Source organism: Enterobacter sp. 50793107 (assembly GCF_001463365.1).
Classification (GTDB): Bacteria; Pseudomonadota; Gammaproteobacteria; order Enterobacterales; family Enterobacteriaceae; genus Enterobacter; species Enterobacter cloacae.
The window spans coordinates 1-14,127 of sequence record NZ_LNII01000147.1; the positions used below are offsets into that span (position 1 = coordinate 1).

The window sequence follows — 14,127 nt, forward strand, 5'->3', positions numbered from 1 at the left end:
TAATAGTAGTGAAAATAAAGGCAGGTAAATCAAAAAAGGCAGATTTTTTATTATCTATAAATGAGGGTTATATTTTGAAGAGAGAAATGGCTGTAAATATCACAGCCATTCGGATTTATTTTTGCGCGATCTGCTCAACAAACTTCGAGAAAACCGAGCTGTTAAGCGCTGAGCGGTTATAAACCATGAAGACTTCCATTTGTGGCAGCATGAAGGGGGCGTCCACTTTTTTCAGTCGCAATACGTCACGGTATTTTTCATACAGGACTTCCGGGATATATCCCACTAAATGCGATGCGCTGATCATGTTTATGATTGAAAAGAGAGAGTCGCAGCGAAAACCGATTGTCCTGTCGGCATGCACTTCCTCAGTCTTTGACTGATAGTGTTTCACACCCGCTTCATCGCTCAGGAAGATCGTAAATTTCTCTTTCTGCAGCTCTTCCAGGGTAGCGGTCTCCTGCAGACGGGGGTGATCCTGGCTGCACACCAGAATCATTCGGTAATTAACATAGGGAACGCACACCATTGAGCGATTGTTGATAGGCGCAATGGAGAAAATTAAGTCTGCTTTGCGGTAGGCAAGCAGGTCTTCTGCGGAATCCGCGGACAGCAGCATGTCATGAAGCTCTATTTCATAATTGTGCTCTCGCATCAATAGCTTCATGGGGCTGAGCAGATTGTCGGTTGTCAGAACCTGCGGGCAGTAGATGACAAAATTCTTTTTGAGCGATGAGCCATGCATGATGTTGATGGTCTGCTCAAGCTGATTGAGGTTTTGCTCAAGATGATGATGCAAATTTGCCCCAACGGTGGTGGGAGTGATCCCTTTTCCCGAACGGATAAACAGCGGATCGTTCAGCTGGTTACGCAGCCGCTGCAGGGATTGACTGACCGCGGAAGGCGTTATGTAGAGCGTTTCTGCTGCCTTGCTGATGCTCAGGTGTTGGTAGATGCATTCGAAAATGACCAGCAGATTGAGATCGAATTTTTTTAAGTCGTAAAGATTTGCCATGTTTCATCCTGAGTGTGCTGCGTTGCGTTATCACATCACTGATAACTATAGAAGGAACGTAACCATTTACCATCCTTGATGGTTAGTTCGCTTAATTATGATTGAAAACCAACTTAATATATCACGAACGTAGATTAATGAAATAGAACTTCAATAATGGTTAAGATATTTTTACCTTTAAAATAGAAAACAGAACTGAATAAAAATAGTCAGATCTATATATGGACAAGTAATTATCACTCATTTTTATTTTTACTGGCGTGAGCATTAGCGGCGATGGGGAATGCTTAGTTTGGTAAAACCTATCACAGCCATAGATATGATTATCCCTTCAATCCATTGCCCTGTCCCGACACGAGTGCTGTAATCGAGGGGCTGTAACGACCTTGATATAAAGGTATGTAGAGCGCAACGCAACGCCAGTCTCACTGGCACTGAAAGTTCCTGTGGAAAGTTCAGGTATCAGGGCCGCCCACCAGGGCGGCCTTTTTACTTTCGGGCTTTTATTCATTGGGTTCACAACGTTGTCTTGTTCGGGTTGTTAGGTATGGCTGATTGATTTGATAAAGCAAACGCATTAGCCCATGTAGCGAAAGTTCGTTACCTTACATCTCAACGAAAACACGGAGGAAGTACAGATGTCTTTGATTAACACCAAAATTAAACCTTTCAAAAACCAGGCGTTCAAAAACGGCGAATTCATTGAAGTGACTGAGAAAGATACCGAAGGCCGCTGGAGCGTGTTCTTCTTCTATCCGGCTGACTTCACTTTCGTTTGCCCGACCGAACTGGGTGACGTAGCCGATCACTACGATGAACTGCAGAAGCTGGGCGTAGACGTGTACTCTGTCTCTACCGACACCCACTTCACCCACAAAGCGTGGCACAGCAGCTCTGAAACCATCGCGAAAATCAAATACGCGATGATCGGTGACCCGACTGGCGCCCTGACCCGTAACTTCGACAACATGCGTGAAGATGAAGGTCTGGCAGACCGTGCGACCTTCGTTGTTGACCCGCAGGGCATTATCCAGGCTATCGAAGTTACCGCTGAAGGTATCGGCCGTGATGCATCTGACCTGCTGCGTAAAGTGAAAGCCGCTCAGTACGTGGCGTCTCACCCAGGCGAAGTGTGCCCGGCGAAATGGAAAGAAGGCGAAGCGACGCTGGCTCCATCTCTGGACCTGGTCGGCAAGATCTAAGTCTGTAAAGTCTGGCGGCGCTGCGCTTGCACAGGCCTACAGTATCGTAGGCCAGGTAAACGACGTGCCACCCGGCAACCCATGGGCGCCCCCCGCGCCCATTTCATTCTAGCACCATGATGCAAGTTGCATTCAGGCCGCCCGTATAAGGCAGCTTGCATGATGACGTTTTAAGAGAGGGAAGAACAATGCTCGACACTACAATGAAAACCCAGCTCAAGGCATACCTTGAGAAACTGACCAAACCTGTTGAGCTGATTGCCACGCTGGACGACAGCGCTAAATCGGCAGAAATCAAGGAACTGCTGGCGGAGATCGCCGAACTGTCACCGAAAGTGACCTTCAAAGAAGCGAACGATCTGGCGGTGCGTAAGCCATCTTTCCTGATCACCAACCCGGGCTCTGATCAGGGGCCGCGTTTTGCCGGCTCACCGCTGGGCCACGAATTTACCTCACTGGTGCTGGCTCTGCTGTGGACCGGTGGGCATCCGTCGAAAGAGGCGCAGGCGCTGCTGGAGCAGATCCGCGATATCGACGGGGATTTCACCTTTGAAACTTACTATTCGCTCTCCTGCCACAACTGCCCGGACGTGGTGCAGGCGCTGAACCTGATGTCAGTCCTGAACCCGCGTATTAAACACACCGCAATTGATGGCGGCACTTTCCAGAACGAAATCACCGATCGCAACGTGATGGGGGTTCCGGCAGTGTTCCTGAATGGTCAGGAGTTTGGCCAGGGCCGTATGACCTTGTCCGAAATTGTGGCCAAAGTGGATACCGGCGCCGAAAAACGTGCCGCAGAAGAGCTGAACAAGCGCGATGCGTATGATGTACTGATTGTCGGCTCTGGCCCGGCGGGCGCCGCGGCAGCGGTCTATTCCGCACGTAAAGGTATTCGTACCGGTCTGATGGGCGAACGCTTTGGCGGCCAGGTGCTGGATACCGTGGATATCGAAAACTACATCTCTGTGCCGAAGACCGAAGGCCAGAAACTGGCTGGCGCACTTAAAGCGCACGTCAATGATTACGCAGTGGATGTGATCGACAGCCAGAGCGCCAGCAAGCTGGTTCCTGCCGCAGTCGAAGGTGGCTTACACCAGATTGAAACCGCTTCCGGCGCGGTGCTGAAAGCCCGCAGTATTATCATTGCCACCGGTGCCAAATGGCGCAACATGAACGTGCCGGGTGAAGATCAGTATCGCACCAAAGGCGTGACCTACTGCCCGCACTGCGATGGTCCGCTGTTTAAAGGCAAACGCGTGGCGGTGATTGGCGGCGGTAACTCCGGTGTCGAAGCGGCTATCGACCTGGCGGGCATTGTTGAACACGTTACCCTGCTGGAATTTGCACCAGAGATGAAGGCAGACCAGGTTCTGCAGGATAAAGTACGCAGCCTGAAAAACGTCGACATCGTGCTGAATGCGCAGACCACGGAAGTGAAGGGCGACGGCAGTAAAGTCACCGGTCTGGAGTACCGCGACCGCGTCAGTGGCGATGTGCACAGCGTTCCGCTTTCGGGGATCTTCGTGCAGATTGGTCTGCTGCCAAACACCACCTGGCTGGAAGGCGCCATTGAGCGTAACCGCATGGGCGAGATTATCATCGATGCCAAATGTGAAACCAGCGTGAAGGGCGTATTTGCGGCAGGCGACTGTACTACCGTGCCGTACAAGCAGATCATCATCGCGACCGGTGAAGGGGCGAAAGCGTCTCTGAGCGCGTTCGACTACCTGATTCGCACCAAAACAGCATAATAAAAGTCAGTAAGACTGCACCTGCACCAGGAGAGGCCACCAGAAGGTGGCCTCTTTTTTTTATCTCACGACCATCACCGGAATGTGGGTGTGACGGATAACGCTGGAGGCGTTTGAACCCAGCAGATGCGTGGTAATGGACGGATTGCGTGAACCGATAACCACCACGTCGGCGTTCAGCTCGCTCGCCAGCTCGTTAACGGCATCGCGCACGCTGCCAAACCGGACATGCGTTTTAATGCGGGAAGGATCGATGGTGAAGTGCCCGACCATCGTTTGCAGGCGATTTTCCGCCTCATGCTGCAGATGCTCTTCAAAGCGGCGTACATCGGCGGCAAAGCGATGCAGACTCAGGCTGGCAGAACCCGGCAGCACGTGTAGAAGATGAATAATCCCGTCCTGCTGCGCCAGAAATTCCGCATGGCGTACGGCCTTGTCGCTCAGCTCCATCTCAAAAACATCAACCGGCATAATAATTCTCTGATACATACCCGTTTCTCCTTGTTTATAAACGCTGGAATCATTCAACCATAAAATGAATATGGTTTTTGTAAGCGCTGCGGCACTTTTCTGTTTTCCCAGGATAAATCTCAAAAGCCCGCTAATCCCGGGCAGTTCGTCAGGGAACGCTACCCTTAAATACTTACCCGGATCCTTTCGGAGGTCGCATGAAAGCACTCACGTACCACGGTCCACATCATGTTCGTGTCGAGAATGTCCCCGATCCTGTTATTGAACAACCTGACGATATTATCCTGCGCGTAACGGCCACGGCGATCTGCGGATCGGATCTGCATCTCTACCGCGGGAAGATCCCCAAAGTTGAGCACGGCGATATTTTTGGCCACGAATTCATGGGCGAAGTGGTGGAGACGGGCAGGGAAGTGAAGACGCTGCAAAAAGGCGACCGGGTGGTGATCCCGTTTGTCATCGCCTGTGGTGACTGCTTCTTTTGCCGCCTGCAGCAGTACGCGGCCTGCGAGAGCACCAACGCCGGGCAGGGCGCCGCGCTGAATAAAAAGCAAATTCCCGCGCCCGCCGCGCTGTTTGGCTACAGCCATCTTTATGGCGGCGTGCCCGGTGGACAAGCGGAATACGTTCGGGTGCCCAAAGGTAACGTCGGGCCGTTCAAAGTGCCTCAGCTGCTCTCCGATGATAAAGCGCTGTTCCTCTCCGATATCTTGCCTACCGCCTGGCAGGCGGCGAAAAATGCCCAGATTGAAAAAGGCTCCAGCGTCGCCGTTTTTGGTGCAGGACCGGTGGGGTTACTGACCATCGCCTGCGCGCGGCTGTTAGGTGCCGAACAGATCTTTGTGGTTGACCATCACCCGTATCGTCTGCGTTTTGCCGCAGAGCGCTACGGCGCTATCCCCATCAACTTTGATGAAGACAACGACGCAGCGGAAAAAATCATTGAGCAAACCGCAGGCCAGCGCGGCGTGGATGCCGTCATTGATGCCGTGGGGTTTGAAGCCAAAGGCAGCACCACGGAAACCATCCTCAGCAACCTTAAAATTGAGGGCAGCAGCGGTAAAGCGCTGCGTCAGTGTATTGCTGCTGTTCGACGGGGCGGGGTGGTGAGCGTGCCCGGCGTGTATGCGGGCTTTATCCATGGCTTCCTGTTTGGTGATGCCTTCGATAAGGGGCTCAGTTTTAAGATGGGCCAGACCCACGTCCACGCCTGGCTTGGCGAGTTGTTACCGCTGATCGAAAAAGGGCTGCTGACGCCGGAGGAGATTGTCACCCACTATCTGCCGCTGGACGATGCCGAACGCGCCTACCGGATCTTTGAAAAACGGGAGGAGGCGTGCCGCAAGGTGATTCTGGTGCCCGGTGCAGAAACGCCGGAAGCGGCGGAACAGCAGGTTAAAGGGCTGGTGAATGCGTTTCCGGGTGGGGTGGTTTAAGACGGTTCCCTTACCTGCGGCACGATATAGGACGTCCAGGTGAATCTGCGGAAAGAGGATGCGCAGGCATCCTCTGTGCAACGCGGGTCGCGCTTGTTCGATGGGATTAACGCAGGTAATCGCCTGCCGCTTCTGGCTGGTAGAGCAACGCCAGCACTTCCAGATGGGTCGAGGCACCGCCCGGCAATTCCCAGTGAATGGTATCCCCCGTACGCAGGCCCAGCAGGGCCGCGCCGACCGGTGCCAGCACGGAAAGCTGAGCGCTGCTGTCGGTCATTTGCGCCGGGTAGACCAGCGTGCGGGTTAACTCTTCGCCCGTTGTCAGGTTGCGGAATTTGACCTGGCTGTTCATGGTGACCACGTCATGCGGCATGGACTCTGGGGTACACATCTGTGCCCGGTCGAGCTCTTCATTCAGGGCATCGGCTACCGGGAGCGAGGCGAATTCTGGTTTTTCCAGAAGTCGGTCAATACGTTCTGCGTCAAGTTCATTGATAATGATGGTGGGTCTGGACATTTTTTACTCCATGTCGTTAATGCTGCGTGTAACGCAGAAACCAATCCAAAAGAAAACCCTCGCCGTCTGGCAGCGAGGGTTTAACTCTCCCGATGATACTGTCTGCGCACGCAACTTTGAAGTGATAGAGGTCACATTCATGGGCCATATGAATTTTCGCTGAAATTTATTCAGTCTGCATTTCTGGCGGATTGCGTTACGCTGAACGTTCTGAATCAGGATAGTGGGTAAACGCAGTTCGCGTCTGACCCTCATTAAGAGAGCGCTATGTACTTTTATCAACCGTCACAGGGGCATGGCCTGCCGCATGACCCGCTGAATGCCATTATTGGTCCGCGTCCGATTGGCTGGATCTCCTCCTGCGACCAGGCAGGACAGATCAACCTGGCACCGTATAGCTTCTTTAACTGCTTTAACTACCGCCCGCCGATTATTGGCTTTTCCAGCAACGGCTGGAAAGACAGCGTGCGTAATATTAACGAAACGGGTGAGTTTGTCTGGAACCTTGCCACGCGCGATCTGGCTGAGGCGATGAATCTCACCTCCGCTACGCTGCCTCACGATCAAGACGAGTTCTCTTTTTCCGGATTGACGCCAGCGGCAAGCCAGCTTGTAAAGGCGCCACGCGTGGCCGAGAGTCCGGTGAACTTTGAGTGCCGCCTGTCGCAGTGTATTCAGCTGACCGGCGCCGACGGCACGCTGGTTGACACATGGCTGGTGCTGGGCGAAGTGGTGGGGATTCATATTGCCGAATCGCTGCTGGAAGAGGGGATCTACCAGACGGCGAAAGCGCAGCCCATCCTGCGTGCGGGTGGGCCGACGGCCTATTATGGCATCAGTGATGAACACCGCTTCGATATGGTGCGCCCGATTGTGGATCAGTAACCCACTTTATCGATAACAAACTGTTTGCCACAGTTACCCGGATGTGGCTGTGGCGCAAAAGAGCCGGCAGACAGCGGGTTATTAATGGTGCTGGCCTTAAGCGAGATCTGCATTTCGGTCAGATAGGCCGGATTACCATTGCAGGTCAGTTTGAATGCTTTGACGTTGTCTTTGCTCCAGCTTCTCGCCACGGCGTTATCAAAATCTTTACGGCTTACCGTTTTACCGTAGTTATCCGCCAGGAATTTACCCACCGCGCTGCTTTTTATCTCCTGATTCATCCGCACCATGGTGCCGAAATAGGCGTCAGGATCAAAGCCGAAGCAGACGCCGTGTTTGGCGTACTCATAGCGTTCCAGGCAGGAGTTACCGCCAGCACCGGGCATGACGCTGTTCAGCTTTGCGGCACCCGACAGTGATAGCCCGGTTTCGGCGGCTGAGCATTTGCGGCTGGCTTTGGCTTCCGGCATGTTCGGGATTGGGCGGGTCGCGCAGCCAAAACGCATCCAGCGGCGTTCATCCACGCCGCGTGCGGCGATGGATTTTGGCAGGCCAGGCCATAATCCGTGTACGGTTAGATAATCGGTCTTGTTATTGCTCTCTTTTTGCAGACGGCACTCTTCGGGTTCGTTACGGTTACGTTCAGCCATGCTCTGGCAGAACCCGGTTTGCCAGGAAAGCGCCAGAACGTAGCGATCGAAATCGCCATACTGCGTGGCTTTGAGCGGATCCGCCTGCGCGGAGAAGACACAGAGTGCAAGCGCCATGGCGCCAGACGGGATAACGATATCCTTCCTGAACATGTGATTTCCTGATGGGTTAACGCGATAGATTTCTGGAAGTTATTAAAGCACAAAAAGCGCCCTCAGGCGCTTTTTGGATATCGGTCATTTTACTCAGGCTGCGCCAGGAACCAGCACTTCGGTTGCGATAATCACGATGATCAGGCCCACAAGCACCGGGACCGACGTGCGTTTTACCACTTCGAACGGCGAGATTTTTGCCATCCCGGCGACCGCAACTACGACACCCGATACCGGCGAAATGGTACGACCGAGGTTAGACGCCTGCAGCATGGGAATGGAGAGGTAAGCCGGGTTAATACCGGAAGAATGTGCCAGTTTTGGGATCATCTCAACGAAGGCGTAGAACGGCGCGTTGCCTGAACCGGTGGTCATCGCTGCCAGCATGGTCAGCACCACCAGTACCAGCATCAGGATAATGCTGGCAGAGCCGAACGACGTGGCGATGGAGATGAGGCTCTGAATAAAGCCGATAGTGCTCAGACCCTGCGCGAAGACGCCCGCCGCCACCAACAGCATCACAACGCCTGCAAACGCATCGGCCATACCGCGATACGCCACTTCCAGGCCAGAAAATACCTTCTGAGTGTTGAAACCGCGAATAAATTCCAGCATGGCGGCCAGCAGCATACAGATAACCAGAATGGTAATGATGTGCAGCTGTGGTCCCCATTTACCGTCAAAAATCAGCACGCCGATGATAGGCGTGAACGGCAGAATGGAATAGAACGCCGGGGCGGTGGTGGTGATTTCATTCACGTCCATCATTTCGTGGCTGATGTGCTCTTTTTTATCGAGATAACGCTGCCAGAAGAAATGCGCGATCCCCATGCCCACGATAGCCACAATGGAAATCGGCAGCGTGGTTTTAAAGGCGAAATCGATGAGTGACATTTCTGCGGCTTTCGCCGCCAGTACGACGTCGCCAGAGGTAGGGGAGAGAATAATGGCCGCCGGAGAGGCGCAGATAGCCGCCGCTGCACCACGGCTAATGCCGACGTTAACCATCACCGGGAACAGGGTAGCCATTAACAACACCCCCAGGCCAGTAGCGGATGACACGGCCAGCGACATCAGACAGGCGAGGAAGTAGGCTGCCACCATCAGCAGATACGGGGAGTTGATGTACTGCAGCGGCCTGGAGGCCAGCTTCACGACCATATCGTTGGCACCAATATGGGTCATGTAGGCGGCAAAACCGCACAGCATCATGATCATCATGCCCAGATCGCCACCACGGCTCATGAGCAGAATTTTAATGTATTCAACAATGTCTGTGGCGGTATACCCGGTGCTGGCTGCGCTGGCGGGTAAGACCTGGTGACCCATCAGGGCGCTAACGATCAGCAAGGCCAGGCCGCCGACAAATAACACGCCCGTGGCGGAATACCCCTTAATGATGTAGCGTGCTACACCGACAATGACGACGATTCCGATAAGGAGCTCGAAAAACGTAAGCATGATTTCCCCTGTATCCTTGCTGCCCGAGAGCACAAATAATCAATAAAAAAGAAGGATGAGAATTTGCCGAATTAATGGCCAGTCCTTGCTGATTAAAATCAATAAATATACTACTAAAGCAGATGTTAGCGATATTTTTGCCATGGTGATGGCAATAATGACATATGGGTATTGACCGGTGACAACAGTGGAGTATGTCATTTAAATGCTAATGAGTTGTTAATTTATTGATTCTATATTAACACGTTCTTGAATAAGTATTAACACGTTCTTGAATAAGAGGGGAAAAGACTTTTCCTGCCGGTGCGCGTTGGTGAGTGGGTCAGTACAGCGTTTCGTGAGAAAGGGGCTGAGCAGCACGAAAACACTGGCTGTAGAGGCTAATGATAATCTTTATACCTTGCAGACAGGGCGTTATGTTTGTCCTGAAAGCCATATTAACTGAAGGGTTATTTTTACCGGTAGGCATTATTAAAAAAGGTTTGAACGCGCCCGTGAGATGATTATTCAACAGGCCGCCGTGCCGCTCTCAGAATATTCTCGCAAAGTGGCTGATTAATTAGGAGTAATGCCGATGCCGTTAAGGCTCCATTCAACTATTGTATGGTAAACTTTGCCTCGAATACTAAGAATGGTAATTGCATTGTGATCGTACGTAATAAATTTTTCTTCATTTTTCTGTTTATTTTTGCACAGTTAACGCTCTCTTCTGTGGCACAGGCTGAAGAGAACGCGACGGATAAGGGCTGGTTCTCCACCTTTACGGATAATGTTTCGCAGACCTGGAATGCGCCAGAGCACTATGATCTCTACGTGCCGGCCATCACCTGGCATGCACGCTTTGCCTACGACAAAGAAAAGACCGATAAATATAACGAGCGCCCGTGGGGGGCAGGTTTTGGTCAGTCGCGCTGGGACGAAAAGGGCAACTGGCACGGTATTTATCTGATGGCCTTTAAAGACTCCTTTAACAAATGGGAACCGATCGGTGGCTATGGCTGGGAGAAAACCTGGCGTCCGTTAGCTGACGACAACTTCCACGTTGGCCTGGGCTATACCGCCGGGGTGACTGCACGCGACAACTGGAACTATATCCCCATTCCGGTTCTGCTGCCGCTGGCCTCAATTGGTTATGGCCCTGCAACGTTCCAGATGACCTACATTCCCGGTACGTACAACAACGGTAACGTTTACTTCGCCTGGATGCGTTTTCAGTTTTAACTGAAAAAAGCTGACAAAGCGGTGAAAAAATGCGCAGTCGTTGATTCATATGGGATAAAAATCCGCCAGTGAAAATTAACGCGACTTTAGTCACTTTTTATCAAAGATCCGCTGGACAAAAGGTCCCACAATTGTTGTACTGGTAACCGACACAGCATTTGTGTCGTTTTTTAATGTAAAGGTAATTTTGATGTCTAAGATTAAAGGTAACGTTAAGTGGTTTAATGAGTCCAAAGGATTCGGTTTCATTACTCCTGAAGATGGCAGCAAAGACGTGTTCGTACACTTCTCTGCAATCCAGTCTAATGGTTTCAAAACTCTGGCTGAAGGTCAGCGTGTAGAGTTTGAAATCACTAACGGTGCCAAAGGCCCTTCTGCTGCTAACGTAATCGCTCTGTAATTCAGACGCGTCAGCAAGAATTTCAAAACCCGCTCACTGAGCGGGTTTTTTTCGTTTTGCATCAGCCAAGCAGATACATCTTCAGGAAGCTGGCAACGATCAGCACACTCAACAACACCACGCCTGCGCTCATCAAACTCTCTTTCATTCTGTCACCCTCGTTCTGTATTGGCACCAGAGTGACAGAGAAAAATTAAGCCAACATTAACGCTTCGGCAGTTAGTGAGGGCTGGCGGAAGAAAATAGCCAGAATGCGATCCCGGTCATCGCAAAAGAGCCGAGCATATTTATCGCAACGTTCAGCAACGCCCAGCCGATACGGCCTTCCTGAAACAAAAACACCGTTTCCGCAGAAAAGGTGGAGAAGGTGGTTAAACCGCCGCAGAACCCGGTGGTAATCAATACTTTCCACATGGGATCGATGTGCGTCATACGGTTAAACCAGGCCAGACCCATGCCAATGATAAACGCACCAATCAGGTTTGCGGCCAGTGTTCCCATTGGAATCGCCTGATGCAGTGGATTAAACCGCATACTCAGGAACCACCGCGCAACGCTCCCCGTCCCCCCACCAATAAAAACAGCTAAAAGGAGTTGTAACACTGTAAATACCTGCTATTTGATGTGTAAGAGTGGCGAGTTTAACGCTGTTTATAATCAGGGGACAAATATGTATGTTGCGGTAGGGCAGTTTGCGGTCACGCCTCGCTGGCATGAGAATGCGGCGCAGTGTGTCTCGCTGATGAAACAGGCACAACAGAAGGGAGCGTCGTTGCTGGTGCTGCCAGAGGCCTTGCTGGCTCGCGATGATAACGACCCGGATTTGTCGGTGAAATCCGCGCAGCCGCTGGATGGCGCGTTTTTACAGCAATTACTGGCCGAGAGTGCGGGTAATGACATGACCACAATGTTGACGCTCCATGTGCCGTCTACGCCCGGCCGGGCAGTTAACACACTGGTAGCCATCCGTGGCGGCGTCATCATCGCCAGCTATGCCAAGCTTCATCTCTATGATGCGTTCAGTATCCAGGAGTCGCGCCTGGTTGACCCGGGGGAGTGCGTTCCGCCCCTGATCGCGGTTGATGGTTTAAATATTGGGCTGATGACCTGCTACGATTTGCGCTTTCCTGAGCTGGCGTTGAGCCTGGCATTACAGGGAGCGGATGTGCTTGTTCTGCCTGCCGCGTGGGTTAAAGGGCCGCTGAAAGAGCATCACTGGGCCACGTTGCTTACGGCGCGCGCGCTGGATACCACCTGTTATGTGGTCGCGGCAGGGGAGTGCGGCAATAAAAATATCGGGCAGAGCAGGGTGATTGACCCGCTGGGCGTCACGATTGCCGCCGCAGCGGAAGGTCCGGTTTTACTGATGGCGGAGATAATTTCAGAAAGGATAGCGCTTGCACGGCAGCAATTACCTGTTCTTCGCAACCGACGTTTTGCGCCACCGCAATTATTGTGATGTTTTTTTCAACAATGCTTGATTCACCTTGTTACAGGTTGCTATTGTGTGCACGCGCCAAATGACCGTTAATATGATCCGGTTTTGACGCTGAATGCAGCCTGTTTTAAGTAAAGAAGGTATCTATGGGTGAGATTAGTATTACCAAACTGCTGGTGGTTGCCGCACTGGTCGTCCTGCTGTTTGGTACCAAGAAGTTACGCACGCTGGGTGGTGACCTGGGTGCCGCCATCAAAGGCTTTAAGAAAGCGATGAACGACGATGACGCGGCAGCGAAGAAAAGCGCCGAGGATACCGTTCCGGCTGAAAAGCTCTCTCACAAAGAGTAACGGCAATGCCTTAAGGCTTGCGAAAAAAAACCGGCTCAACAGGCCGGTTTTTTTGTATTCCTGTAAGTGAATATTACAGGGTTATTTAACTTCTTCGCCTTTTGCCTGCATATCGGCATGGTAAGAGGAACGCACAAACGGACCGCAGGCAGCATGGGTGAAGCCCATCGCCATCGCTTCCGCTTTCATCTCATCAAATTCATCCGGGCTAACGTAGCGCTGCACCGGCAGGTGATGACGGCTTGGCTGCAGATACTGGCCCAGCGTCAGCATGGTCACGCCGTGGCGACGCAGATCGCGCATCACTTCGATGATTTCGTCATTGGTCTCACCAAGACCAACCATCAGACCTGACTTGGTAGGAATATGTGGATGCGCTTCTTTAAAACGCTCCAGCAGCTTCAGGGACCAGTTGTAGTCAGCACCCGGACGCACCTGACGGTAGAGACGCGGTACGTTCTCCAGGTTGTGGTTAAAGACGTCTGGTGGCGTTGCGGTCAGGATATCCAGCGCGCGGTCCATACGACCACGGAAATCCGGCACCAGCGTCTCAATCTTAATGTTCGGGCTTTTCTCGCGAATGGCAGTAATGCAGTCAGCAAAGTGCTGAGCACCCCCATCACGCAGGTCATCACGGTCAACGGAGGTAATGACCACATAACGCAGCGCCATATCAGCGATGGTCTGCGCCAGTTTTTGAGGTTCGTTTGCATCTGGTGCCACCGGGCGGCCATGAGCAACATCGCAGAACGGGCAACGACGGGTACAGATAGCACCCAGAATCATAAACGTCGCGGTGCCGTGGTTGAAACACTCAGCAAGGTTCGGGCAAGAGGCTTCTTCACATACAGAGTGAAGGCCATTCTTACGCATCGCCGCTTTGATCCCCTGGATACGCGAAGAGTCGGCCGGAAGTTTGATTTTCATCCATTCCGGTTTTCTTAACAGCGCCTCGCGCTCTGTAGCCACGTTTTTAACCGGGATAAGGGCCATTTTATCGGCATCGCGGTATTTAACACCGCGTTCCATCACAATGGGTTTACTCATAGCGTGCGTGTTCCAGTTGCGAATATCGAAGGAAAGCGTTTCAATTCAAGGGAATGTTGTATTTATCAACTATTTTTGAACGAACGACAGGCAGTATATCATTGAAACGGTCGTTAAAGCAGCCTGC

At 52.1% G+C, this 14,127-nt stretch carries 15 protein-coding genes; 8 read left to right on the forward strand and 7 right to left on the reverse strand.

All coding sequences use genetic code 11. The annotated features are described in order from the left end of the window. Positions 1-115: 115 nt before the first annotated feature. Positions 116-1,015, reverse strand: coding sequence for a LysR family transcriptional regulator (locus tag APU11_RS19040; RefSeq protein WP_029882128.1), 900 nt, complete (start codon positions 1,013-1,015; stop codon positions 116-118). A 638-nt stretch (positions 1,016-1,653) separates the two neighbouring features. On the opposite strand from APU11_RS19040, the gene ahpC reads away from it, so the two are divergent. Both ahpC and ahpF read left to right on the forward strand, forming a co-directional pair. Further along, a complete protein-coding gene (ahpC, locus tag APU11_RS19045; protein ID WP_008501015.1) occupies positions 1,654-2,217 on the forward strand; it encodes an alkyl hydroperoxide reductase subunit C in 564 nt (187 codons plus the stop codon). 188 nt (positions 2,218-2,405) lie between these two features. Next, positions 2,406-3,971 carry an alkyl hydroperoxide reductase subunit F gene (ahpF, locus tag APU11_RS19050; protein WP_029882129.1) on the forward strand — a complete coding sequence of 522 codons (1,566 nt, stop codon included), beginning with the start codon at positions 2,406-2,408 and terminating at the stop codon, positions 3,969-3,971. Between the two features lie 60 nt (positions 3,972-4,031). Here the strand turns inward: ahpF and uspG are convergent, their stop codons facing one another. Next, on the reverse strand, positions 4,032-4,460 hold the full coding sequence (uspG, locus tag APU11_RS19055) for a universal stress protein UspG (RefSeq protein WP_013097606.1): 429 nt from the start codon (positions 4,458-4,460) through the stop codon (positions 4,032-4,034). A gap of 179 nt (positions 4,461-4,639) precedes the next feature. Here uspG and APU11_RS19060 point away from each other — a divergent pair, with 179 nt between their 5' ends. After that, positions 4,640-5,878: a zinc-dependent alcohol dehydrogenase gene (locus APU11_RS19060; protein WP_013097605.1), complete on the forward strand. Its 1,239-nt coding sequence runs from the start codon at positions 4,640-4,642 to the stop codon at positions 5,876-5,878. 106 nt (positions 5,879-5,984) lie between these two features. On the opposite strand, the gene rnk is transcribed toward APU11_RS19060, so the two are convergent. Further along, the gene (gene rnk / locus APU11_RS19065) at positions 5,985-6,395 is read right to left on the reverse strand and encodes a nucleoside diphosphate kinase regulator (protein WP_013097604.1); all 411 of its coding nucleotides are present in this window, start codon (positions 6,393-6,395) and stop codon (positions 5,985-5,987) included. 267 nt (positions 6,396-6,662) lie between these two features. On the opposite strand from rnk, the gene APU11_RS19070 reads away from it, so the two are divergent. Continuing rightward, positions 6,663-7,280 carry a flavin reductase family protein gene (locus APU11_RS19070; RefSeq protein ID WP_038418896.1) on the forward strand — a complete coding sequence of 206 codons (618 nt, stop codon included), beginning with the start codon at positions 6,663-6,665 and terminating at the stop codon, positions 7,278-7,280. Here the strand turns inward: APU11_RS19070 and rna are convergent. Then, complete coding sequence (rna, locus tag APU11_RS19075; protein ID WP_038418897.1) at positions 7,274-8,083, reverse strand: ribonuclease I; 810 nt, start codon at positions 8,081-8,083, stop codon at positions 7,274-7,276. The genes APU11_RS19070 and rna overlap by 7 nt on opposite strands. Positions 8,084-8,176: 93 nt before the next feature. Further along, positions 8,177-9,544, reverse strand: a complete 1,368-nt coding sequence (gene dcuC, locus APU11_RS19080) for an anaerobic C4-dicarboxylate transporter DcuC (RefSeq protein ID WP_058650494.1) — start codon at positions 9,542-9,544, stop codon at positions 8,177-8,179. Positions 9,545-10,189: 645 nt separating this feature from the next. On the opposite strand from dcuC, the gene pagP reads away from it, so the two are divergent. Both pagP and cspE read left to right on the forward strand, forming a co-directional pair. Further along, positions 10,190-10,765 carry a lipid IV(A) palmitoyltransferase PagP gene (pagP, locus tag APU11_RS19085; protein WP_038418898.1) on the forward strand — a complete coding sequence of 192 codons (576 nt, stop codon included), beginning with the start codon at positions 10,190-10,192 and terminating at the stop codon, positions 10,763-10,765. A gap of 190 nt (positions 10,766-10,955) precedes the next feature. After that, positions 10,956-11,165 (forward strand): transcription antiterminator/RNA stability regulator CspE, encoded by a 210-nt coding sequence (gene cspE / locus APU11_RS19090; protein ID WP_002439184.1) that lies wholly within the window; start codon positions 10,956-10,958, stop codon positions 11,163-11,165. 219 nt (positions 11,166-11,384) lie between these two features. Here the strand turns inward: cspE and crcB are convergent, their stop codons facing one another. Further along, entirely contained in the window at positions 11,385-11,768 is a 384-nt protein-coding gene (crcB, locus tag APU11_RS19095) for a fluoride efflux transporter CrcB (RefSeq protein WP_029882131.1), read from the reverse strand. Between the two features lie 67 nt (positions 11,769-11,835). On the opposite strand from crcB, the gene APU11_RS19100 reads away from it, so the two are divergent. Both APU11_RS19100 and tatE read left to right on the forward strand, forming a co-directional pair. Continuing rightward, complete coding sequence (locus APU11_RS19100) at positions 11,836-12,624, forward strand: deaminated glutathione amidase (protein ID WP_058650495.1); 789 nt, start codon at positions 11,836-11,838, stop codon at positions 12,622-12,624. Between the two features lie 125 nt (positions 12,625-12,749). Further along, positions 12,750-12,953, forward strand: a complete 204-nt coding sequence (gene tatE, locus APU11_RS19105) for a twin-arginine translocase subunit TatE (RefSeq protein WP_013097596.1) — start codon at positions 12,750-12,752, stop codon at positions 12,951-12,953. Positions 12,954-13,034: 81 nt separating this feature from the next. On the opposite strand, the gene lipA is transcribed toward tatE, so the two are convergent. Continuing rightward, on the reverse strand, positions 13,035-14,000 hold the full coding sequence (lipA, locus tag APU11_RS19110; RefSeq protein WP_013097595.1) for a lipoyl synthase: 966 nt from the start codon (positions 13,998-14,000) through the stop codon (positions 13,035-13,037). Positions 14,001-14,127 lie beyond the last annotated feature (127 nt).